General features: G+C 57.6%; 19 protein-coding genes. 16 read left to right on the forward strand and 3 right to left on the reverse strand.

Annotated features, from left to right (window positions below; translation table 11 throughout):
- From K0B01_12170 to K0B01_12220, 11 genes are all read left to right on the forward strand, one after another.
- The coding region (locus K0B01_12170) for an FCD domain-containing protein (protein ID MBW6486893.1) at positions 1–482 on the forward strand (482 nt) is incomplete at its 5' end.
- Between the two features lie 102 nt (positions 483–584).
- Complete coding sequence (locus tag K0B01_12175) at positions 585–1,562, forward strand: tripartite tricarboxylate transporter substrate binding protein (protein MBW6486894.1); 978 nt, start codon at positions 585–587, stop codon at positions 1,560–1,562.
- Between the two features lie 122 nt (positions 1,563–1,684).
- Positions 1,685–2,143: a tripartite tricarboxylate transporter TctB family protein gene (locus K0B01_12180; protein MBW6486895.1), complete on the forward strand. Its 459-nt coding sequence runs from the start codon at positions 1,685–1,687 to the stop codon at positions 2,141–2,143.
- A 90-nt stretch (positions 2,144–2,233) separates the two neighbouring features.
- Entirely contained in the window at positions 2,234–3,673 is a 1,440-nt protein-coding gene (locus K0B01_12185) for a tripartite tricarboxylate transporter permease (GenBank protein ID MBW6486896.1), read from the forward strand.
- A 70-nt stretch (positions 3,674–3,743) separates the two neighbouring features.
- Positions 3,744–4,280 (forward strand): 4Fe-4S dicluster domain-containing protein, encoded by a 537-nt coding sequence (locus K0B01_12190; protein MBW6486897.1) that lies wholly within the window; start codon positions 3,744–3,746, stop codon positions 4,278–4,280.
- 43 nt (positions 4,281–4,323) lie between these two features.
- The gene (locus K0B01_12195; protein ID MBW6486898.1) at positions 4,324–5,787 is read left to right on the forward strand and encodes a hypothetical protein; all 1,464 of its coding nucleotides are present in this window, start codon (positions 4,324–4,326) and stop codon (positions 5,785–5,787) included.
- A gap of 31 nt (positions 5,788–5,818) precedes the next feature.
- Entirely contained in the window at positions 5,819–7,084 is a 1,266-nt protein-coding gene (locus tag K0B01_12200; protein ID MBW6486899.1) for an NAD(P)/FAD-dependent oxidoreductase, read from the forward strand.
- Positions 7,081–7,806, forward strand: a complete 726-nt coding sequence (locus tag K0B01_12205; protein MBW6486900.1) for a 4Fe-4S binding protein — start codon at positions 7,081–7,083, stop codon at positions 7,804–7,806. Before K0B01_12200 ends, K0B01_12205 begins: the two co-directional genes overlap by 4 nt.
- A gap of 10 nt (positions 7,807–7,816) precedes the next feature.
- Complete coding sequence (locus tag K0B01_12210; GenBank protein ID MBW6486901.1) at positions 7,817–8,467, forward strand: hypothetical protein; 651 nt, start codon at positions 7,817–7,819, stop codon at positions 8,465–8,467.
- Positions 8,468–8,484: 17 nt separating this feature from the next.
- Complete coding sequence (locus K0B01_12215) at positions 8,485–9,399, forward strand: DUF1932 domain-containing protein (protein MBW6486902.1); 915 nt, start codon at positions 8,485–8,487, stop codon at positions 9,397–9,399.
- Positions 9,400–9,444: 45 nt separating this feature from the next.
- On the forward strand, positions 9,445–10,272 hold the full coding sequence (locus K0B01_12220; protein ID MBW6486903.1) for a sugar phosphate isomerase/epimerase: 828 nt from the start codon (positions 9,445–9,447) through the stop codon (positions 10,270–10,272).
- A gap of 92 nt (positions 10,273–10,364) precedes the next feature.
- Here K0B01_12220 and ettA read toward each other — a convergent pair whose 3' ends face one another.
- From ettA to K0B01_12235, 3 genes are read right to left on the reverse strand one after another with little or no spacing between them, the layout of a single operon-like run.
- Complete coding sequence (gene ettA / locus K0B01_12225) at positions 10,365–12,050, reverse strand: energy-dependent translational throttle protein EttA (protein MBW6486904.1); 1,686 nt, start codon at positions 12,048–12,050, stop codon at positions 10,365–10,367.
- A 12-nt stretch (positions 12,051–12,062) separates the two neighbouring features.
- Positions 12,063–13,889: an ABC transporter ATP-binding protein/permease gene (locus K0B01_12230; protein MBW6486905.1), complete on the reverse strand. Its 1,827-nt coding sequence runs from the start codon at positions 13,887–13,889 to the stop codon at positions 12,063–12,065.
- Entirely contained in the window at positions 13,886–15,754 is a 1,869-nt protein-coding gene (locus K0B01_12235) for an ABC transporter ATP-binding protein/permease (protein MBW6486906.1), read from the reverse strand. Before K0B01_12235 ends, K0B01_12230 begins: the two co-directional genes overlap by 4 nt.
- A gap of 194 nt (positions 15,755–15,948) precedes the next feature.
- On the opposite strand from K0B01_12235, the gene K0B01_12240 reads away from it, so the two are divergent.
- The 5 genes from K0B01_12240 to K0B01_12260 all read left to right on the forward strand — a co-directional run.
- Positions 15,949–17,190 (forward strand): nucleotidyltransferase family protein, encoded by a 1,242-nt coding sequence (locus tag K0B01_12240; GenBank protein ID MBW6486907.1) that lies wholly within the window; start codon positions 15,949–15,951, stop codon positions 17,188–17,190.
- A gap of 33 nt (positions 17,191–17,223) precedes the next feature.
- Positions 17,224–18,489, forward strand: a complete 1,266-nt coding sequence (locus tag K0B01_12245; GenBank protein ID MBW6486908.1) for a polysaccharide export protein — start codon at positions 17,224–17,226, stop codon at positions 18,487–18,489.
- 69 nt (positions 18,490–18,558) lie between these two features.
- Entirely contained in the window at positions 18,559–20,949 is a 2,391-nt protein-coding gene (locus K0B01_12250; protein ID MBW6486909.1) for a polysaccharide biosynthesis tyrosine autokinase, read from the forward strand.
- 55 nt (positions 20,950–21,004) lie between these two features.
- Positions 21,005–21,259 (forward strand): hypothetical protein, encoded by a 255-nt coding sequence (locus K0B01_12255; protein ID MBW6486910.1) that lies wholly within the window; start codon positions 21,005–21,007, stop codon positions 21,257–21,259.
- Positions 21,260–21,300: 41 nt separating this feature from the next.
- Positions 21,301–22,158 (forward strand): hypothetical protein (locus K0B01_12260; protein ID MBW6486911.1); only part of this gene is annotated, 858 nt, incomplete at its 3' end.

A 22,158-nucleotide genomic window follows, 5' to 3' on the forward strand; every position in this document is an offset into this window, starting at 1 on the left:
AGGCGCTGGAGATCGGCGCGGTGCAACTTACCATTAAGGTTGCGACGGATGCCGATTTGCTCGCGATTCAAAAGGCATGGGAAGAAAAGTGCGAACGGGGACGCCGCGGCGATCTGGAGGAGTACCTTCGCTACGGGAAGGAGTACCATCTGGCCATCGCCCGCGCCACGAAAAACCGGCTTATCGAAGCGATTACGGAAAAGCTTCTCGACATGGCCATTCAACCCCTCTGGATCAAGATGCGGCGGGATTACTTCCTCAAGGATCCCTCTCGAATCGAGTTGATGCTCGACATCCATGACCGGATATTGAAGGCGATCGTTGCGCGGGATGCGGAGGGGGCGGCCCGGGAGCTAAAAATCCATTACGACATTCAGATTGAGCAGATCTATAATCAAAACGACGAGAGCAGTCACGAACAGTCCGTCAACCCGGTGTTGCGTGAAGAAAACAAAGGGGGTGATCGCGGCAATATTCGCTGAACGAAGCTGGTGTAGGTTTAGGATGTCATTAATTTCTAAGTCCGGCCGCGGCGGTTTTTTTGGGAGACTGCCGGTGTTCCGGAACCATCATGGAGGTATAGAATGAAAACCCTGTCCAGACTGTCAGTATTGTTTTTGGTGGCGCTGTTTTTCGCCGTTGGAGCGGGAAGTGCGCTGGGCGCCGGATATCCGGAAAAACCCGTTACCCTGATTGTCCATGCCGGCGCCGGAGGCGGAAGCGACATCTTCGCCCGCACCCTGGCCGCGGCCATCGAAAAGGAGAAGCTCCTCCCCAAACCGCTGGTCGTCGAGAACAAGCCCGGTGGAAGCGGCGCCATCGCCTTCGCCTATGTGGCCAACAAGAAGAAGGATCCTTATTACATGCTGACCGCGGTCACGAGCTTCCTGACCACCCCGCTGAGAGGGAAAGCCCCCGTCGGGCTGAAGGATTTCACTCCGATCGCCAATTTCGCCTTCGACGAGTACATGCTGATGGTCAGGACCGAGTCCAAGTACAAATCGATGAAGGAGATCGTCGCTGACGCGAAGGCCAACCCGAAGAAGATTACCGTGGGCGGAACGCAGCTGGGCTCATCGGACTCCATCTGTTCCTACCTGATCGAGAAGGCGGCGGGCGTCCAGCTCAACTACATCGTCTTCAACAGCGGCGGCGAGGTCAACGCGGCGATCCTCGGCGGACACGTTGACCTTGGTGTCGCCAACCCCGGCGAGGCCCTCGAACTCTATAAAGCGGGCAAGGTCAGACTCCTCGGTGTCTTCGCCGAGAAGCGGCTCGCCGGCGCCCCCGAGGTCCCGACGATGAAGGAGCAGGGGATCGACGCCACGTATGTGCAGAACCGGGGTCTGGTCGCCCCGGCCGATATTCCGGCGGACGCCCGCAAGGTTCTGGAAACCGCGCTTTTCAACTACACAAAAACGGATATCTTCAAAAAGTATGTAGCGGAAAACATGCTCTCCGAGGCTTGGATGGACGGCGCCGAGTTCGGGTCGTTTCTTGAGAAAGAAAACGCCAGATACAAGACCGTCCTTACGGATATGGGGCTGATCAAAAAGAAATAACGACAGGTTCATCAAAACAGTCGGGAAAACGGTCGGTTTATTCCGGCAAGCAAATCAAAGCGGGGGCGCATCGCGCTGCGTCCCCGCTTTTACTGGAGACCCGTTAGAAAGGCAATCATTCGATGAAGAAAGCGGATCTGATTACCGGTGTTGTCCTGCTGGTCCTGGCGGGATATGTCATCAACGAAGCACGGATGATGCCGCCGTCGGCAACCTTCGGGCCGGGGAGCGGCTTTTTCCCCTTCTGGCTGGGGATCATCCTGGCCGGACTCTCCCTGATTCTCGTCGTCGGGGCGTCCCTGCGGCCGAAGGATGCCGACGACGGCTCCCCGTTCCCGGCCAGGCAGGCCCTCATCGCCGTGACCAAGGTGCTGGGGGGGTTGGTTCTCTTCACGTTGCTGATGGAGACGATGGGGTTCGTTTTAAACACCGTCATCTTCGTGATGTACCTGATGAAGGTCGTCCAGCGGGAGCGCTGGTGGGTGGCGCTCCTGATCGCCGTCGCGACGACGGCCTGCCTCTACATCGTCTTCCAGGTTCTGCTGGGAATCTCACTTCCCAGAAACATGTTCGGCTTTTAGGGATTTGGAGGTCATACCTTGGAAATCTTCAACAATTTGATCATGGGGTTTCAGGTCGCGAGCTCGTGGCAGAACCTATTCTTCTGTTTCATGGGAACACTCTTCGGAACTCTGATCGGGGTATTGCCGGGAATTGGCCCGACGACGGGCGTGGCGATCCTGATTCCGATCACCTTCGGGATGAATCCGACCACCGCGATTATCACGATGGCCGGGGTCTACTACGGGGCGATGTTCGGCGGAGCGACCACCTCGATCCTGCTGAACGTGCCGGGCGAATCGGCGTCGGTGATGACCTGCATTGACGGCCACCAGCTCGCCAAGAACGGACGGCCCGGTCCCGCACTCGGGATGGCGGCGATGTCCTCCTTCATCGGGGGCACCTTCGCGATTGCGCTGCTTACCTTCCTCGCCCCGCCGCTGGCCAGATTTGCGGTCTCCTTCGGCCCGCCGGAATATTTCGCCCTCACCTTCATGGGGCTGACCCTGGTGACCTCGCTGGGGGGCGACTCCCCGCTGAAGGGACTCATCAGCGGCATCCTGGGGCTTCTGGTGGCCTGCATCGGGATCGACGCGCAAAGCGGCGTGGCCCGCTTCACCTTCGACAGCATGAACATGCTCGACGGCATCGGCTTCATCGGAATGGCGGTCGGTCTCTTCGCCCTCTCCGAGATCCTGGAGAACATGGAATCGCCGATCGAAACGATGGTCTCCAAGACGAAGCTGCGCATCCGGACCCTCTTCCCGAACCTCCAGGACTGGAAGAACTCCTGGAAGACCGTCATTCGGGGCTCCTTCATCGGGTTTTTCATCGGAATCCTGCCCGGCGCCGGGGCAACGATCGCCTCCTTCATGTCCTATGCGGCGGCCAAGAAGTTCAGCAAACACCCGGAGAAGTTCGGAAAGGGCGTGCTCGAAGGGGTGGCCGCACCGGAGTCCGCAAACAACGCGGCGGCGGGCGGCGCAATGGTATCGCTCCTTACGCTGGGCATCCCCGGTTCGGGAACGACGGCGGTCCTTCTGGGCGCCCTGCTGATCCACGGGATGCGTCCGGGTCCCCTGCTCTTCTCCTCGAACCCGGAATTCGTCTGGGGTCTGATCGCCAGCATGTACATCGGCAACATCATGCTGATCATCCAGAACATGCCGATGATCGGCCTCTGGGTCCGTCTTCTGAAGGTCCCCTACAAGATCCTGATGCCGCTGATCATCACGATCTCCGCCGTCGGCGTCTTTGCGACGGACAACAACATATTCGACGTGTGGATCATGATTGCCTTCGGCGGAATCGGATACGTCATGCGCAAGATGAAATACCCGGCCGCGCCGATGGTCCTGGCGCTCGTGCTGGGTCCCATGGTGGAGATGTCACTGCGGCAGTCGCTGACGATCTCCCACGGCAACGTCGGGATCTTCTTCACCCGTCCGATCTCCGCGGTCCTCTCGGTCTTCGCGATCCTCTCGCTCTTCGCCCCGCTGTTCCGCATCCTCTGGGAAAAATACAACAAAGGAAAAACGGCGGCGGCATGAGGAGGGCAACGGACAGAAAGAGTGACCGGCCGAGGATCGGGAATTTTAAATTCAAAGTCAGGAGTATTGCATGAAAGTGATCGGAGTTTATATGGACCGCTGCCTGGGTTGCAAGACCTGTGAGCTGTACTGCGGGGCGGAACGGGGCAGCGAGGGGAAGACCCTGCTTGCCGCCGTTCAGGAAACCCCTGTCCCCCGGCCCCGAGTCCGCGTCGAGGGAGGACCGGGCGGCGCCTTTCCGCTCCAGTGCCGCCATTGCCTCCAGGCGCCCTGTCTGGATGCCTGTCTTACCGGCGCCCTCCACCGGGACGAAAAGAGCGGCATGGTGATCATTCAAGAGGAGCGCTGCATCGGCTGCTGGACCTGTACCGCCTTTTGCCCCTACGGCGTCATCTATCCCTCCTGCGAGCGGAAGATCGCCGTCAAGTGCGACCGCTGTCTCTACATGGAAAAGCCGGTCTGTGTGGATGTCTGTCCGACGCAGGCGCTGGAGGTAATGGAACTCGACGAGATTGAAGAGCTCCTCGGGGAGAAAAGACAGAACACAACAAAGGCGCTGGCGGGGGTGGGTCGCGAAGGGATCCGCATCCTGGATATCGGAAGATAAAATCATCAGCCCCATAACCAATCAGTCAGGAGTTTAATAACTTATGGAAACGATTCATTTCAAGACGGTGGACCCAATAAGCCAGGAGCTTCTGCGCGACGCATCCCGGAGGGGAATTGGTCTCAACTGGGAACGATATGAAAAACAGCAGCCGCAGGACGGTTTCCTCCGCCTCGGTCTTAGCTGCCCTTACGGCTGCATGCAGGGCCCCTGCCGGATCGATCCTTACGGGCGCGGGACGCAGAGCGGCCTCTGCGGTCTGGAGCGTGACGGGATGGTTGCCGCTTTTCTGCTTCGCTTGAGCCTCCAGGGCGCCCTGGAGACGATGGCCCTGCACCCGGACAGCGCCGAAATCGCTTTTCCTGCGTCTCTCGCGTCCAGGGCGGCTGCGGTGGGGACACCTTGCGGCAAGGTGTTCCCAGAAACGGGCAACCAACCCCTCTCGTTCGCGGAGATACTCGCAAGCGTACGGATGCTGGCCCGGCCTTCCGCCGCGCCTGAGACCCTGATCCGTCAGGCCATTCGCCTGGGGCTGCTTGGGGTCGGCCTGCACGGTCAGGAGAAAATCGAACCCGCCATTAGGGCCGTCCAGGTCGGATACGGTCTGCTCGCGGGTGAGGCAATCCGGGTCGGGGTCGCCGGACGGATTCCGCAGACCGCCGTCGAGGCGCTGCTGAAGGAAACAGCGGGCACGAACAATCCCGAAGTCCGGCTGGTTTCCCTGGGCGACTGGATTCCCGGCGGAGCGAACTTTCTTCCCATTGTCTGTACCACCGGCGAGGCGGAGTCCGTTATCAGTTCGGGAAAACTTAACCTCCTCCTGGCCGGGGAAGGGACCGACCCGGGGGTTCTTTCCCTTTGTGAAAAGATGAATGTTGCCATCATCTTTGCTGCGAACAGCACCGGGACAGCGGAAATCTTGAAACGCGCCCGCGAGGCCTTTGACCGCCGTCCCCCCGCCGCCTTTGCCCCCGCTGCAGCCCTGATCGCGGCGGGGCAGGCAGCCCTCGGGGACAAGGAGATTTTGTCTGCCCTCAAGAACAGCGGAGCGGCGAGGATTGCGCTGATCGGCGGGGCCGACACCCTGCTGCAATCGCTGGGTCACCTTCCCACGGAACTGGCCAAGGCGCTCCGGGCCGAGGACCACGCCGTCGCCTCCTGGGGCGATGCGGCCCTCTGGATGATGAAGCAGGAACTTCCCGTCGGCGTCCTGGACGCGCAGGAAGGCCCCATGGCCGCGGTTCGTGCTCTGGCGGAGGCGGGGCGGCTTTCCTCGCTGAGGGGGATCTGTTTCACGGGGCTCCGGAACAGCCGGGAATTCACCGTGGCGCTGGGACTGGCCGCGCTCGGTCTCAAGGTTCTGATCGCCACACCCCTGCCCCTTTGGGGAAGCGAAAAGGTCCGTGCCCTGCTTTGCGAAAACCTGGCCGGCGCGGGCGGCATCCTGGGCCATTTCGACCACCCGCTCCGGCCGGACGAGGTGCTGGACTGGTTTCTCCGGTCTTAAGATGCGGAAGGACCCAAAAAGGAGCAATCAGATGACATGTATTATCGTTGGCGGCGGCCGCGCCGGTTTTCAGGCCGCCATGACCTGCCGGATGCTCCGGCCCGACCAGGCCGTAACCCTGATCGACGCCGAAAAAGAGACCGGTTACTATCGGACCCTGCTCCCCCAGTTCATGGTTGGGGCGCTACCGGAGGAGAGGTTATTCTTCCCGACAGGGAATAATGATCCGCTCCTGACGGTACGGACCGGCGTCCGCGTGAAAACAGTGGATTGTGACTCCCGCAGTCTGACGCTGGAGGGAGGAGAGACGCTTGGCTACGACCGCCTGATCCTCGCTCACGGCGGAGATCCTTATCTGCCCGGTATCCTGGCCGGTCCACCCTGCCACGGGATCTTCCCTATCCGGGATCTGACCAACGCCCGCAGGGCCAAGGCTTGGCTTACGGATCATCGGCAAGTCGTCGTCCTCGGGGGTTCCCTCGTCGGGGTTAAAACGGCAGTCCATCTCCGCCAGGCGGGCCTCGCTGTCGCCCTGGTCGTAAGGCGGGGTCATATCCTGCTGCGCGCCCTCTCGCCGGAGTCCACGGAGGTCATAGAGGCGCATCTCCGCGGGCTGGGAATCGAGATTTGCGTCAACGCCCCCCTGGAGGAAATCAGCGCCAGCGGGGGGGCGATTGACGCGCTGAAGGTAGGCGGGCGCTGGCTTTCCTGCAATACCCTGCTTGTGGCGACGGGCACGGCGCCCGACACCTCTTTTTTGGAAGGAACGGGATTGCTCACGGACGGGAAACTCATCGTTTCTCCAGGGTTGCAGACGAGCGATCCGCGGATCTTTGCCGCAGGGGACGTTGCCGTCATCTCCTCCCGGGGAGAGAAGATCAGTCCCAATACCTGGCCGCAGGCGGTTTCCCAGGGGCGGTTGGCGGCCGAGAATCTCTATCGGGCCGTGCCCACGCCGCACCGGGATATGACGCGGATCAACGCGATGGATCTGCACGGTCTGGCTATGGTGATCCTCGGCCCCCCGGTTTCCGGGGCGGAGGTGATCTCCCATGCAAGAGCGGACGCCTTTGTCCGGAGGGAGCTTTTCCTCGTCGCGGGAAGGGCGGTCGGGGGCGCGCTGATCGGCGATATCACCGCCGCCGGAACAATTCACGCACTGATCAACTCCCAACGGCAGCTCACCGCCCGGGAGGCCGGGCTCATCCGGCCGCGGACGGAAAACGTCATCCGTTTTCCGGAACAAACAGGTCGCAGGGCGGCCCTGATTTTGTCACCCAAGAGGTCAAGTCTATGATTATTCACGAAGAAATATGTGTGGGCTGCGGCCGTTGTCAGCCCTACTGTCCCACCGGCGCGATTCGCTATGACGGTCTTAAGAGCCGCATCGAACAGGATATCTGCTACGAATGCAGCACCTGTCTGCGCGCCGCCCACTGCCCCGTGGACGCGATTGCCGAATCGCCCAATGTCTATGACTACCCGCGGGCGCTGCGCCGCTACTTCAGCGACCCCAGCGCCACGCATGCGGCCACCGGCATCCAGGGCCGCGGAACAGAGGAGTCCAAGACCAACGATGTGACCCATCGCGTCGGTCCCGGCGAGGTGGGCGTCGCGATCGAGATCGGCCGGCCGACGCTCGGCATGTCGCTTCTCGACATCCAGCGGATTACCCGGGCGATCGCCCGCGCCGGCGTCCACAAGATCGAGGCCCATAACCCGATCCACTCCATGATTGCCAACGAGGCGACGGGAGAGCTGAAGCCGGAGCTGCTCGGCGAGCGGGTGCTTTCCGCCATCATCGAGATCAAGGTGAAAAGGGACGAGCTGCGCGGCATCCTCCGGACGCTTCTCGAGGTTGCCAAAGAGGTGGACAGCGTCTTTTGCATCGACGCCTGCACGATCGTCGATCAGGGGCTCGCCATTCCGGAGGAGGTCCTCGACAGCATCCGGGCAGAGGGGTTAACCTGGCGGCCGAACGCCAAAATCAACATGGGCCTCGGACGGGCCTGGGAATAAGGATGGGATCATGACGCACAGTTTGCACAGGGAAGGAAGTCTGGAATCGCTGGCCAAGGACTATGTCCTGTTCATCTACCCGGCGAGGGGATTCAACTACAAGGGGAGCGCCCCGAAGATTCGCCACAATGTCGAGTTGCTCTATCAGGCCGGCCCTGTCAACATGATTCCGACGTCGCTGCGCCGCAACATGTACAGCGGGGTTACAAACGAAGAGATCCTCGAGAGCATCACCGTCGAGGGGACGCGCGTGTATTCCGTCTTCAACGACCGGGAGAAGCTCAAGCAGGCGCTGGCCCTGATCAAAGAGGCCGATGAGGGGATTTCCATCATGGTCAGCGGGATCATCGACGACGTCCGCCAGATCGCCGCGGAGCTGGGCATAACCCCGCACATGGTCAACCTGTCGCTCGGCATCCACGGGCGGACAGATCGCCTGGCGCCGGCCGATATCCGGGAGTTCACGACGATGTGCGGCCACGGCGTGGTCTCGCCCCATCTGGTCAAGGACATGATCCGCCGGGTCAAGACCGGGAAGATCAGTGAGTGGGACGGAAGCGTTATCATGGCCGAACCCTGCACCTGCGGGATATTCAACCCTTATCGTTCCGCGGAGTTGCTCCGGGAGAAGCTGCCACTCTATACGGTGGACCGCTGGTGAAAAAGGAGGAAAAAACAATGAAGCTGGGATTTATCGGTTTCGGAGGGGCTGGTTATGGATTGGCCAAAGGTCTGCTTCAGGCAGGCCTGGCCGAGGTTTTGTATTATGACCGGATGCAGGCGACTCCCCCCTACGCCGAGGTTATCGGCCGTCACGCCGCCGAGATCGGCGCCATAGCTGAAAAAAGCGCCGGGGAGCTGGCCGCCCGGACCGACATCCTCTTTTCCTGCGTCACCGGGGCGATGGCGGTTTCCATTGCCCGGGAGCTGGCCCCGTTTCTCGGCCCCTCGCATCTCTACGTTGATGTCAACACCGCCGCCCCGGAGGTCATGGAGGCCGCGGCCGCCGTAGTGGAGCCCACGGGCGCGCTCTTTGTCGATGCGGCGATGATGGGGGCGATCCCCACCTTTCTTCACCGGGTGCCGATCCTGGCCTCGGGCGCCGGGGCTGAGCTGTTCAGGGAGAGACTTACCCCCTACGGGATGAATATCCGGGTCATCGGCCCAAAACCGGGCGAGGCCTCGGCAATCAAGCTCTTGCGCAGCATCTTTACGAAGGGGCTGCTTTCCCTGTTTCTGGAGATGCTCCCCGTCGCCCACCGTTACGGGGTGGATGAGACGGTGTTGGCTTCCCTCGCCGAGTCCCTGGACGGTGTTCCCTTCCGGGAAACGGCCCGCCAGCAGATGACCAAGGGGATAGTCAACGCCGGGCGGATGGCCCATGAAATGGAAGAGGTGGCAGCCTCCCTGGAGGCCCTGGGGGCGCCCGCCGGGATGTCCCGGGCGGCCAGGGAAACACTCCTGTGGTGCGACAGCCTCGGTTTGCGGGAGCGTTTCGGCGGCGAGCTGCCCGCCACGCTTGCGGAGACGCTCGCGGCGCTTGACCAGGCTGTCGCGGAAAAGGCCGGAGCTGCGAGCCCGGCAAAAAAGTGATCGATACTGATTCGATCGTTGAATTCAATAACTGGGAGGTAAGAGATGAAACTGTGTTTTAATGCCGGACCGGAACCCCTCGAGGAATATTTCCCCTTCGCCAAGGCGAACGGTTTTCCCTGGATGGAGCTGAGCTGCAACAACCCCAATAACTTTCTTGATAAGTGGACGCCGGCGCGGATCGACGGCATCAAGCGGCTCCGCGACCAGGCGGACGTCCGCTACGGCCTCCATTCGGCCTCCTTCGTCAATGCCGCCGAGATCGAACCCACCGTGCGCAAGGCGGTGGTCCAGCACCTTCTGGCTTACGTGGAGCTGGCCCACCAGCTCGAGGCCGAATACGTAGTGCTCCATTTCGGCTATCACTTCAGCCTCTTTCGGGACTACGTCTTCGAGTGCCTGACCAAGACCTACGAGCCAGTGGTGGAACTGGCCGAAAAGTACCGCCTGCCGATCGGGATTGAGAACATGAATAAGGTCCATGAAGAGTCGGAGATTGTATATCTTGGCGTAACTATTGAGGAACTGTCGCGGGTGTTGGATGCCATTCCCTCGAAGTACTTCGGGCTCACGCTGGATATCGCCCACGCGAGTCTGCTGCCCGGTGGTCCGAAATCCTTCATTGACGCCTTTCCGGGCCGGATCGTCAGCACTCACGTCAGCGACAACGACATGATCCTCGACCGCCACCTGCCCGTCGGCGAAGGCAAAATTGACTTCAAGACGATCTTCCAGCAACTGCATGCGGCCGGCTTCAAGGGAACGCTGAACATTGAGCTGCCCCGTTCCAACGAGGATCGGGCGCTAAGCAAGCGCCGGCTGGAGCCGATTTTAGAGGGGTTGGGAATCCTTAAGTGGGCACTCACGCCCTAAGAACAGAGCCTGTGCAAAAAGAAGGCGGGGACAATTGCCCCCGCCTTCTTTTAAAATTAAGTGCGTGCAGGGGGAACAAAATCACCGTGGCGTCAGATTCTCGTCAGTTGCCGATACTTGATCCGGTGGGGCTGGCTGGCCGCCGCGCCGAGGCGCGCCTTGCGGTCCGCTTCGTACTCGGAATAGTTTCCCTCGAACCAGACAACGGCGCTGTCCCCCTCGAAGGCGAGGATGTGTGTCGCGATCCTGTCGAGAAACCAGCGGTCGTGGCTGATGACAACGGCGCAGCCGGCGAAATTCTCCAGCGCCTCTTCGAGGGCCCGCATTGTATTGACGTCGAGGTCGTTCGTCGGTTCGTCGAGCAAAAGGACATTCGCACCCTCCTTCAATATCCTTGCCAGATGGACGCGGTTCCGCTCGCCGCCGGAGATGCGGCCCACCTTTTTCTGCTGGTCGGTCCCGGAAAAATTGAACCGCGACACATAGGCCCTTGAATTTACCTCGCGATCACCAAGGACAATAACCTCCTGTTTTTCTGAAATCGTCTCCCAGATCGTCTTTTCCGGATCGAGGATGTCCCGGCTCTGATCGACATATCCCAGTTTGACCGTTTCGCCGACCCGGATTGTCCCGGAATCCGGTGTTTCCTGGCCGATGATCATCTTGAAGAGGGTGGTCTTGCCGGCGCCGTTTGGCCCAATGATGCCGACAATCCCGCCGGGCGGCAGGTTAAACGTCATGTTATCGACAAGTATCCGCTCTCCAAAGGATTTCTTCACATCCTGGGCCTCGATGACGAGCCTCCCCAGCCTCGGCCCTGGCGGAATGTAGATCTGCAATTCCTTGGCCCGCTCCTCCGTTTCCCGGGAGAGGAGGTTTTCATAAGAGCTGATCCGGGCCCTGGACTTTGCGTGCCTACCCTTCGGCGACATGCGGATCCACTCCAGTTCCCGCTGGAGGGTTTCCTGGCGGGCGCTTTCCTGCTTTTCCTCGAGGCGGAGGCGGTTTTGCTTCTGCTCGAGCCAGGAGGAGTAGTTCCCCTTCCAGGGAATCCCCTGGCCGCGGTCCAATTCGAGAATCCAGCCGGCCACGTTGTCGAGGAAGTAGCGGTCGTGGGTGACGGCGATGACGGTACCGGCGTAGGAATTCAGGTGATGCTCCAGCCAGGCGACGGATTCGGCGTCGAGGTGGTTGGTCGGCTCGTCGAGGAGCAGGATGTCCGGGTTTTGCAGTAAAAGGCGGCAGAGGGCGACCCGCCTACGCTCACCGCCGGATAGCAGTTGCACCGGCGTGTCGCCGGGCGGGCAGCGCAGCGCGTCCATCGCCATTTCGAGGCGGGAATCGAGGTCCCACGCATCGAGGGCGTCCAGACGCTCCTGCACGGTTGCCTGGCGGTCGAGCAGTTTGGTCATCGCTTCATCGGACAGCGGCTCGGCGAATTTTTCGTTGATCTCGTTGTATTCATTGACGAGATTTACCGTGTCCTGTACGCCTTCCTCAACCACCGCGCGGACCGTTTTCGTGTTGTCCAACTGGGGCTCCTGCTCCAGCAAGCCGACCGTGTAGCCGGCAGACAGGATCGTCTCTCCGTTGAAATCGTGATCGACGCCGGCCAGGATCCGGAGCAGCGAACTCTTGCCGGAGCCGTTCAGTCCCAGCACCCCGATCTTCGCGCCGTAGAAATAGGACAGGTAGATGTCCTTCAAAACCGGGCGGTTGTCGTAGAACTTTGCCACTCCAATCATCGAGTAAATAACCTTGTTGGGATCGATTGCCATGAAAATTCTCCTTTATTTATTATAAAACTGGCTCAGATAGAGGCGGTGGTACAGCCCCTGTTTGCCAATCAGTTCCGAATGCGTTCCTCGTTCCACTATTTCTCCCTGGTCGATCACCAATAGTTGGGACGCTTCGCGGATGGTGCTCAGGCGATGGGCGATCACAAAACTGGTGCGTCCCTGCATGAGTCTCAAAAGCGCCGTCTGTATCCTGATCTCGGTGCGGGTATCAACGGAGCTTGTGGCCTCGTCGAGAATCAGGATGGCCGGGTTGGCAAGAATCGCCCGGGCGATCGCTAAAAGCTGCCGCTGTCCCTGGCTTAGATTGCCGGCCCGCTCGGAGAGGCCGGTATCGTAACCATTGGCAAGCTGACGGATAAAGGGATCGGCCTCGGCAAGCCTTGCCGCTTCGATGCACTCTTGGTCGGTTGCCGCAAGCCGACCGTACCGGATATTTTCCAGCACCGTTCCGGAAAAAAGGAAGGTATCCTGCGACACTATTCCCAGTTGCCGGCGCAGATCGGCCTTGCCGATGGTGCGGATGTCCCTGCCGGCAATGGTTATCCGACCCTTATCCACCTCGTAGAATCTTGTCAAGAGGTTAATGATGGTGGTCTTGCCGGCGCCGGTCGGCCCCGCCAGGGCCAGCGTTTTCCCGTTTATGGCGGTGAAGGTCATCCCCTTGATAATATTATTTCCCTTATTATAACCAAAACTTACATCGTCGAAGACGACATCCCCCGTAAGCGAACCAAGCGGTGCGGCCCCCGCGGCCTCATCCGCTTCGGGCGGCGTGTCAATGATTTCGAAGACCCGCTCGGCCCCGGCCAAAGCGGCCTGGAGCGAGTTATACATGCCGGCGAGCTGACGCAAGGGGCTGATGAAGTTCTGCGCGTAGTTGATGAAGGTAGCGATAATGCCGACGCTGACCAGGCCTCCCAGCGCCAGCCAGCCGCCGAAGCCCGCAAGTGCAATGATAAAGAAGTTGCCGAGAACGCCTGTCAAAGGAATCAGCAGCATGGCATAGACGTTTGCCGAAACAGCCGCATGAAACACCGCCTCGTTGCTCTGGCGAAAAGTCGCCAACGTCGTTTCACCCCGCCCAAACGTTTTTACCACTTTCTGACCGCTGATCGCCTCCTCCATCACCCCGTTTAATTCCCCGAGATGTTTTTGTAAATTCCGGAAGCCCCGGCGCGTATAGCGGGCAATAAAATTGGCAAACACGAGGATTATCGGGATGATCAGCAGGGAGACCAGCGCCAGCCAGAAATTCAGCGCAAACATCGCGATGATTATTCCGGCCAGCGACAGGACGCTGGCAAAAAGCGAGGTGAAATTCTGGGAGACCGTCTGATTGACGGCGTCGATATCGTTGGTCAGGCGGCTCATCAGCTCGCCGGCCGGGTTGTTGTCGAAAAAACCAAGCGGTAGCCGCTGCAAATGGGCAAACAGTTCCTTGCGCAGTTTCTTTAAAGCCTGCTGCGAAATCTCGGCCATCATCCAGGCTGAGAGGCCATGAAACAGGTTTTCCAGGAGGTAGGCCAGGAGCATCAAAAGAGCGATTCCCCTAAGGCCGGAGAGCTTTTTGACGGCAATAAACTTGTCTATGGCAACCCCCATAAGATACGGCCCGACCAGCCCGAGGATGGTGTAGATGACGATAATGACGCAGACGATAATAAGTTGGACGCGGTAAGGCGACAGGTAGGAAAAAAGCCTGCTCAGGGAGTGACGGGGGTCCTGGGCCCGCTCAATTCTGCCTCGGAAAGCCCTCCCATATTTCGATAAAGCGCTGCGGGTCCCTCCGGTTGCCCGGGTTTGATATGGGATTCTCATGATTGTTCCCCCGCTGGTGCTTTTTGTGCGTCCATCATGTCCCGGTCCAGGCCGTTGCCAAGCTGGGATTGATAAATCTCCCGGTAAATGGCGCTCTTCTGCATCAGCTCGGGGTGCGTGCCCGCGGCGGCGATACGTCCCTGTTCCAGAAGCACGATCTTGTCCGCCTTCAAGACGGTGCTGATCCGCTGCGCGACGATAATGGTCGTGGGGTGGTAGTCGCTGCTCTCCAGCGCCGCATGAATTTTGGCCTCCGTTTCTACGTCAACGGAGCTGGTGCTGTCGTCAAGAATCAGGATCGGCGGGCGGGTCAACAGCGCCCGTGCGAGTGCGAGCCGCTGTTTCTGCCCCCCGGAGAGGTTGACGCCCCGCTCTTCCACATGCGTGTCGTAACCTGCGGGAAGATTGAGAATAAATTCGTGCGCCCGGGCGATCCGGGCGGCTTTTTCCACTGCCTCGTCGCTTGCCCGGGGATTGCCGTAGCGGATATTATCCCGAATGGCGCCGGAAAAAAGAATGGTTTCCTGCGGAACAATCCCGAATTGCGCCAGCAGTGAATCCTGCCGAATTTTACGGACATCCGTCCCGTCGAGCAGAATTCTGCCCGAGGAGACATCGTAGAGGCGCGGCAGCAGATTCACCAGCGTCGTTTTGCCGGCGCCGGTTGCGCCGAGGATCGCCACCTTTTGCCCGGCCTCGATAATCAGGTTTATGCCGGAGAGAGCCGGTTCGTTTTTATTAAAGCCGGCATTCGTTTTGTGGATATCCAGTGCCGAGGAGCAATCTTCAATCCCGGCTTTGCGACGATCAGGTTCCGCTTTTCCGCTGTTGTAGCAAAACGAAACATCCTCCAAAACCAGTTTTCCCGCAACCGGTCCGGCCAGCGTGAGCGCGTCCGGCTGGTCGCCGACGGCGGGTACGGTATCGAGCACCTCGCCAATCCGCTTGGCCGAGGCGATGCCCCCCGCCCAGACGTTGGAAAGAACCGTCAGCATGATTAGCGGCATCATCGTTGTCAGCAGGTAGTTGGTAAAGGCGACGATCTCGCCCACGGACATCTCGCCTGCGACCGACCTGATGCCGCCTGCCCATACGACAACCACGATTCCGGCATTGATGCACAACTTCAAAAGCGGCGACATGGTGGAGATGATGCGCAGGGTTCGCACCGAACGATCCGTGTAAGCCTCGTTGGCCTCCTCAAACCGCCTTTCCTCGTGCGGGGCGCGGACAAATGATTTAACAAGCCGGATTCCCGAGATATTTTCCTGCAGGATGGTGTTGAGGCGGTCTAATTGCCGTTGCACGACGCTAAAGAGCGGTTCCATTTTTGTCGTAAAGAGGATGATAATCGCGGACGTAATAATCAGCAGCGGCAGCATCGTCAGGGCGAGCGCGGGGTTGGTGCTGATCATCAGCGACAGGCTGCCGATCATCAAAAGCGGCGCGCGTGTGCCGATTCGGAGCGTGATCAGCACGACGCGCTGGAGAGCGCCGGCGTCGCTCGTCATGCGTACCAGCAACTGGCCGGTCTTCTGCTCGTCGAGGTTGGCGAACGAAAAGGTTTGAATCTTCGCGAACAGCGCCTCGCGCAGCCGGAAGGCCATCCCCTCGCCTGACAGAACAGAGAAGTAGTTGTTGCCGATTGTCAACAGGGCGCTCAACAGCGAAATTCCGAGCATGAGGAGCGCAGTTTTCAGGATAATCCCGGGGTTTTTCCCCCCGATTCCCTGATCGATAATGCGCTGAAGCAGGCGCGGGATTGCCAGGTCAAAAAAAACCAGCGCCGTCAGCATGGCCAACGCCGCCAGGGAGGTCTTTGCGTACGGCCTCAGAAAAGGAAAAAGTTTGACAAGCTGTTTCATGGCGCCTCAGATACACCAGAATGGCCTGTTTTGTCCAGACGGTTGAGGAGGCAAACGTTATCGGAGACAATCCTGATGCCATCCCCGTTTTGCCTTTGCCGGATGCGGGTAATGTGTTATGTTGCCCCATCTTGTTCAATGTACCTCGCTCTGCGAAGGGTTGACCGTTTTTTACGGATGACCCAAAAGGCGAGATGGTGGTTTTCAGCGTCATCCGGAAACGACATTCATCCAAAGGCAATATGAACCCCGGAATTCAAAAAAATATTGTTGTTAACATTTTGGCCGCCCTGACCGATTCCGGGGCGTCAAAGAGTGTCAGGGCGCTTATCGCCGATATCGACAAGAGGAGAAATTGGGGCGATTTTGTTGATCTATTGGTGGAAGAAGGGGTGGCCTTTCTCTTTTTTTATTACATTGAAAGGCGAAATCTTGCCGAGCTTATCCCGCAGGATGCTTACCAGTCACTGGCGGAGCTTTATTACGGCAATCTGAAGAGAAACATGATTGCGACGGTCGCGCTGCAACCGATATTTCAAAAATTTAACGAGCAAACCATTTCCTTTATCGTCCTCAAAGGCATTGCCCTGGCCGAACTGGCTTATCCGGGTTTTGCGACCCGGGGGATGTCCGATGCCGATATCCTTGTCCACAAGGAGGATGTTTACAGGGTTGATAGCTGTCTTGCGGAGCTTGGCTACGCGGCCGCCGACAGTTTAGTGGAAGAGGCCCTCCAAAACCCGCCGGGATATCTGGCCAGCCTCGATTACCGGAAAAAAGACGGATCGTTTCCCAACATCCATATTCACTGGCACCCGGTCAACACCTCGGTGCCGGCGTACATGTTCTCTGAAAATATCGACCTGGAGCGCCTGTGGAAAATGGCGATTCCCGCCCGATTGGCAGAAGCGGATGTCCTCATCCTCTGTCCGGAACACCAGGTCGTCTATCTGTGCGAACACGGGTTGCGGATAAACCATTCGTTTAACAGACTTATCTTGATTTATGATATTTTTTATGTAATAAGCACGGCTCGCTGTCTTAATTGGGACATGGTTGTGCAGGAGTCGGGGAGGTTCAGGATAGAGAATCTTGTTTTTTTGGGTCTTGCGACGGCCGGGCATTATACGCCGCTTGTTGTTTCTGCGTCGGTACTGCAGGCGCTGCGCCCTGCCCGTCTGACGTATGGCGAACGGAGTTTTCTGTGGCTTCAACGCCATCATCGTCGCTTGCGCGGGGGCAGTTATCCTGTATATCTTTCAATGAATAAAGGCATCCGGGCAAAGGGGCTCTTTTTATTCAGGACATTTTTCCCGCCGCCCCATATCCTCCTGCAAAGAAGTTATGCCAGGGGTGTAAAATTCAACCCTTCCTGGTATTTACGGCGGCTATGGGAGGGCCTTTCGCATATATTTTTTATTTTGCGTCATCTTTAACAGGCCGGCGGTTTTACAACTGGGTGTGATATTATGGTGAGAAAGATGGAGGAAAAGGCCAGATTGAACAGACACGGCAATTTTCCACTTTTGAGCGCATTCGTCTGTCTGCTGGCTGGTCTTGTTGCCGGATGCGGAGCGGTGGGGGTTGTGGCAGGGATACCGGTGCGGGATTACCGCCCTCCGGCAGCGGAACGGGAACGGATCGCAGCGCTTGCCAAAGGGCAGGCGTCAGATATTTTGCGCTTGACGCAGATTGAGGAAAACAGCGCCTTTACTGAAAAGAACGGCGTGCCGGAGTACACAATCGGGCCGGGAGATGTGCTGACGCTTACCTACTGGATGCCCTTTTCTTCATATTCTCCGTCCACCGGTCAACAGGCAATCGGTTCAGCCGAGGGGTTCATGCAGACCAAGTTCGATGTAACGGTACGTCCCGACGGGAAAATTTCCTACAGCTTCGGGGACGACATTCCCGCTGCCGGTCATACGGCGAGCGAGGTGCGCACCATCCTGCTGGCCGGCATTAAGGATTATATAAGAAATCCGCGGCTTGATGTGCTGGTGAAGGAGTATAACAGTAAAAATGCACTCATTTTCGGGCGCATCAACAATCTCCAGGGGACGGGGATGTCCGGGCCGGGTAAATATCCGCTCAAGGGGAAGATGACGGTCCTCGACATGATAAATATGGCAGGGGGTCCGATAACGGGGGTTCCGCAACGCGGGGCCCTGACCAGTGCCAGTAATTACGGCGGCAACGGCGATCTCCGAAAGGTCGAACTTGTCAGGAAGGGCAAAAGGTACACCCTCAACCTCTACAAGGCCCTCTTCGGCGGGGACATGAGCAACAACGTCATTGTCGATAACGGCGACATGATAACGGTTCCTGAAGAGCCGACATTCGCCCGCAGGGTCTATGTTTTCGGCCAGGTGAGCAGCCCCGGCGTTTTCAGTCTGACGGACGCAAACGATCTGCTGACCGCGATGTCGCTTACCGGCGGTACGACGCCCGTCGCCGTCAGAAGCGATGTCAAGATAGTGCGGGGATACGAGGAAACCCAGGGCAAGCCTCTTGTGCTGGCGGCCAATCTGGATGATATTCTCAAGCGGGGCGATTTGTCGCAGAACTTGAAACTGCAGGATGGTGATCTGGTCTATGTGCCGAGGATGTTGATCGGCGACATCAACGAATTTATAGCCAACATCAATCCGCTGATGCTGTTTTTAACGACCGGTTCTCCGCCTTCCGCCTATCGCGATGCGTGGAAAAAAGATTCTGATTGGATGAGATACTGATCAGTTTATAGTGGTTTGCAAAGAACGGCGCCGCTGCCGGATTCCAGCCTGAATGGAGATTAAACCAATATGGCCGTTTATGACCTTAACCTCAGGGATTACTGGCGAATAATAACCAAAAGAAAAGTAATCATCATCTTTACTTTTCTGGCAATGACAACCTTCAGCTTCATCTCTTCAACCCTCACAAAGCCGGCGCCGATCTATAAAACAAGCGCCACAATCAAATTTGAACCAGCCCAGACTTTCTATCAGCAGGGCTATGGAAATCCCCAGTTTACGATGAGCAACCTGGAAACTCAGGCGGCTGTAATCAAAAGTTATTTTATCATGGAACTCGTTGCCAAGAAGCTGAGTTTGATTCCCGAAGGGGAAACCTCCGAATCAATCCGCAATAATTCCCGCTATATAAATATCATTATGGACTTGAGGGGCAAGGTCGATACGGAACAGGATGGCATCAGCAATCTGATTGAGGTAGCGGTGACGTCCAATGATCCCCTGTTTGCGAAGAACCTCGCCAACACCGTTGTTCAGGTTTACAAAGGGCAGCATTCGCAGGAAATCAACCGCAAGGCCATCGAGGAGAAAAAATTTATCGAGGGCCAGCGGACCGTTTTGCTGGACAAACTCCATAACGCGGAAGAGGCGGTCAAAAATTTCCGGGAGCGGCATCAACGATTGGTGGCGGATCCCAACGCCGCTTCCCTGATGGGCCAGCAGGACAGGCTGGTCGATCTTTATGAACAGAAAAAGGCGCTTTCCAACCAAGCGAACCTGAACTTGAGCGTGCTGAACAGTGCCGAAAATACGCCTGTCGGCTCCGACAAGGTCTTTTATTATGAGGGCATGTCCGCCGGGTACAAGGCGTTGGCCGACCAGTTGGTGCAGTTGCTGCTGCAGAGGGATATGCTGCTTCTGAGCTATACGGACAAATTCCCCCGCGTCGTTGAAATCAAGAGTCAAATTGGCGAGATCGTCCGGTCGATGCGCACTCAACTTGTCTCCGAGATCGGCAATTTGCGGAAAGATATGGCGGCTTTACAAATAAAGATCAATGAATACGGCGGTCTGATCCAGCAGGCGCCGGGCATAGGCCTGGAGTTGGTGCGCTTGGAGAGGGACAGAGCCATTGCGCTTGAGGTTTATACGCTGATCGAGAAGCGCTATCAGGATGCACTGATCGCCGAGGTGGAAAAGCTCGAAGAGGTAAAGATTGTCAAGCCGGCGCTGGAACAGCGGATTCCGATCAATCCCACGAAAATCGGAACCAATGTCTCTCTCGGGATGATTATCGGCCTAATTCTCGGCATAGTTTTCGCGTTTCTCATTGAAACATTCGATACTTCCATTGGCGCCGTTGAAGAAATCGAGGAGTTTCTGGGAACAAGGGTGCTGGGCATCATCCCTTTTCTCAAATTTGAGGATATCCACGACAGCATGACGGGGCTTGCCAGCGGCATGAGTGACACGATGGATGAAAAAACGATCAGACGTCATTTCCAGCTTATTTCACATTATATGCCGACCTCCACCCTCGCTGAAAACTACCGGGCGCTGCGCACCAACTTCAATTTCATGATGGGCGAGAAGGAAGCTAAAACGGTAGTTATAACAAGTACATATCAAGGAGAAGGCAAAACCAGCGTTGCCATCAACATGGCCATTGCCACGGCCCAGCTTGGCCACAAGGTGCTGCTGATCGACGGAGACTTTAGGCGTCCGGTTGTGGCCAAGGCCTTCGGCGTGGATTCAAAGCCGGGCTTTACCGACGTTATTCTCGGCAACTACAAGTGGCAGGCTGTTGTCCGCTCCATGTCGGATATGATGATGGGCGAGATGGGAATAGATGGCGTTACGCAAACCCCGGGGCTGGAAAACCTTTTTCTTATGACCTCCGGAACAAGAGTCGACAATCCCGCCGAACTGATCGGGGCGAAGGGTGTAGTCGAGATAATGGCTCAGATGCGGGAGGCTTACGACATAGTTATCGTCGATGCCCCTCCGGTATTGGCGGCTACGGATGCAACGGTCTGGAGTTCAAGGACGGATGTGGCAATGCTTGTGTATCAGGTGGGCCAGGTAGCCCGAGGCGCGCTTCGCCGAGCCAAGGCTCAGCTCGATCATGTCAGGGCACAGATGCTGGGGATAGTGCTCAACGGCATGCGGGCGGAATTAAGCCCCGATTTTACGAATCGGGACAAGTATAATTACTATTACGGATACAGCGAGACAAATAAGCATAAGGGGCGTTGGGGACAATTAATATCCCTGCTGCCGGCGGGGCTGGTGGAAAAGCTGACCGGGCTGGCCAAGCACTTCCAGAAGCAGGAACCGATTGCCGACGAACTGCATATTGATGAAAAACCCCGCACAGATAAATGGTTGTGGCTCAAAGTGGCAATGCTGATTCTGGCCGTTTCCCTTCTTATCCTGGGAGTCTGGCAGCTATTGCGTTAATCGGTCGCCCCGGGGGCCATGTCCGCCCGGCAGTGCAAAGTTTTGGGATAAAAAGATGAATGGTAAAGAAGGCAAGGATGCGATAGACCGTGCTTTTATGCGCGCTATTAAAAAGAAGTCCCGCAAACGGACATTGTTATGGATTTTGTTATGTTTTACGGCTTCCATAGCAGTGAGCCTGCTCGTTCATTTCATCCCCGTCTGGTATGAAAAGTTTGCCAATTACCATGATCCCTTCTACCGTCCTCTTGATATAGAGAGGCAGTACCAGACACTGGAGCGGCAGCGGGGCCGTTCCCCCAACAACTAAATGCCGGCAATTTGTCTTTTGTTGGAGCGCTGCAATAGCCAATGAATGTTGACGCGAAAAATGTAGTGTTGCTGTTCTTTATCACCGGAGTGACGGCGGCGGTGGGACTGATGTTCGCCAAGGCGCCGCCAACCATGGTGGTCGCGGTTACATTGGGGCTGGTGCTTGCCGTTGTCAGTTTTTTTAACACGGAGCTGGCTCTCTATGTACTCATTGCTGCGATGCTGCTCGGTCCGCAGTTCACTGCCGGCGGGGCGGAGCTGGTGCCCGGACGCGGCCGGGGCGGAGTAACGCTCCGGTTTGACGATTTTCTTCTGGTTGTCATCGGTTTGAGCTGGTTTTTCAAGACGGCTCTCAACAAGGAACTGGGGCTTTTCCCGGGGACCAGGCTAAACAGGGCGATTGGCTACTATTTCGCCGTCTGCCTTGTTGCGACCCTGACAGGTTATATGTTTGGCCGGGTCAGGGGGCTGACAGGCATCTTTTTTGTGTTGAAATACTTTGAATATTTCATTGTTTTTTTTATGGCCGTCAGCCAGATCAGGGAAAAAAGGCAGGTCGAGCGTTTTCTGGCGGCGCTTTTGATAGTTTGCTTCATTGTCTCGCTGGTTGCCATTTACCAGATTCCTGCCGGCGGTCGGGTGTCCGCCCCGTTCGAGGGTCCGGAAGGAGAGCCGAACACCCTGGGCGGGTACCTGGTGCTGATGATGGCGATTGTTTCAGGGCTGCTTTTGAACTATGGCTCCAAAAGAATTAAGATTGCGCTGGGAATGCTGCTTCTTTTTATGCTGATTGCCCTGGGAGCTACCCTCTCCCGCAGTTCGTGGGTTTCCCTGATTCCGATGACTATGGCCTTGGTCTATTACAGCCGTGACAAGGCGAGGGTGATTATTCCGCTT

The sequence above is a fragment of the Syntrophobacterales bacterium genome, assembly GCA_019429105.1.
Lineage (GTDB): Bacteria > Desulfobacterota > Syntrophia > Syntrophales > UBA5619 > DYTH01.

Coding starts and splice junctions, on each gene's coding strand:
- K0B01_12210 (MBW6486901.1), top strand. CDS start 7,817: ATGACGCACAGTTTGCACAGGGAAGGAAGTCTGGAATCGCTGGCCAAG.
- K0B01_12195 (MBW6486898.1), top strand. CDS start 4,324: ATGGAAACGATTCATTTCAAGACGGTGGACCCAATAAGCCAGGAGCTT.
- K0B01_12255 (MBW6486910.1), top strand. CDS start 21,005: ATGAATGGTAAAGAAGGCAAGGATGCGATAGACCGTGCTTTTATGCGC.
- K0B01_12205 (MBW6486900.1), top strand. CDS start 7,081: ATGATTATTCACGAAGAAATATGTGTGGGCTGCGGCCGTTGTCAGCCC.
- K0B01_12190 (MBW6486897.1), top strand. CDS start 3,744: ATGAAAGTGATCGGAGTTTATATGGACCGCTGCCTGGGTTGCAAGACC.
- K0B01_12215 (MBW6486902.1), top strand. CDS start 8,485: ATGAAGCTGGGATTTATCGGTTTCGGAGGGGCTGGTTATGGATTGGCC.
- K0B01_12185 (MBW6486896.1), top strand. CDS start 2,234: ATGGGAACACTCTTCGGAACTCTGATCGGGGTATTGCCGGGAATTGGC.
- K0B01_12175 (MBW6486894.1), top strand. CDS start 585: ATGAAAACCCTGTCCAGACTGTCAGTATTGTTTTTGGTGGCGCTGTTT.
- K0B01_12250 (MBW6486909.1), top strand. CDS start 18,559: ATGGCCGTTTATGACCTTAACCTCAGGGATTACTGGCGAATAATAACC.
- K0B01_12220 (MBW6486903.1), top strand. CDS start 9,445: ATGAAACTGTGTTTTAATGCCGGACCGGAACCCCTCGAGGAATATTTC.
- K0B01_12240 (MBW6486907.1), top strand. CDS start 15,949: ATGGTGGTTTTCAGCGTCATCCGGAAACGACATTCATCCAAAGGCAAT.
- K0B01_12235 (MBW6486906.1), bottom strand. CDS start 15,754: ATGAAACAGCTTGTCAAACTTTTTCCTTTTCTGAGGCCGTACGCAAAG.
- K0B01_12230 (MBW6486905.1), bottom strand. CDS start 13,889: ATGAGAATCCCATATCAAACCCGGGCAACCGGAGGGACCCGCAGCGCT.
- K0B01_12245 (MBW6486908.1), top strand. CDS start 17,224: ATGGTGAGAAAGATGGAGGAAAAGGCCAGATTGAACAGACACGGCAAT.
- ettA (MBW6486904.1), bottom strand. CDS start 12,050: ATGGCAATCGATCCCAACAAGGTTATTTACTCGATGATTGGAGTGGCA.
- K0B01_12200 (MBW6486899.1), top strand. CDS start 5,819: ATGACATGTATTATCGTTGGCGGCGGCCGCGCCGGTTTTCAGGCCGCC.
- K0B01_12180 (MBW6486895.1), top strand. CDS start 1,685: ATGAAGAAAGCGGATCTGATTACCGGTGTTGTCCTGCTGGTCCTGGCG.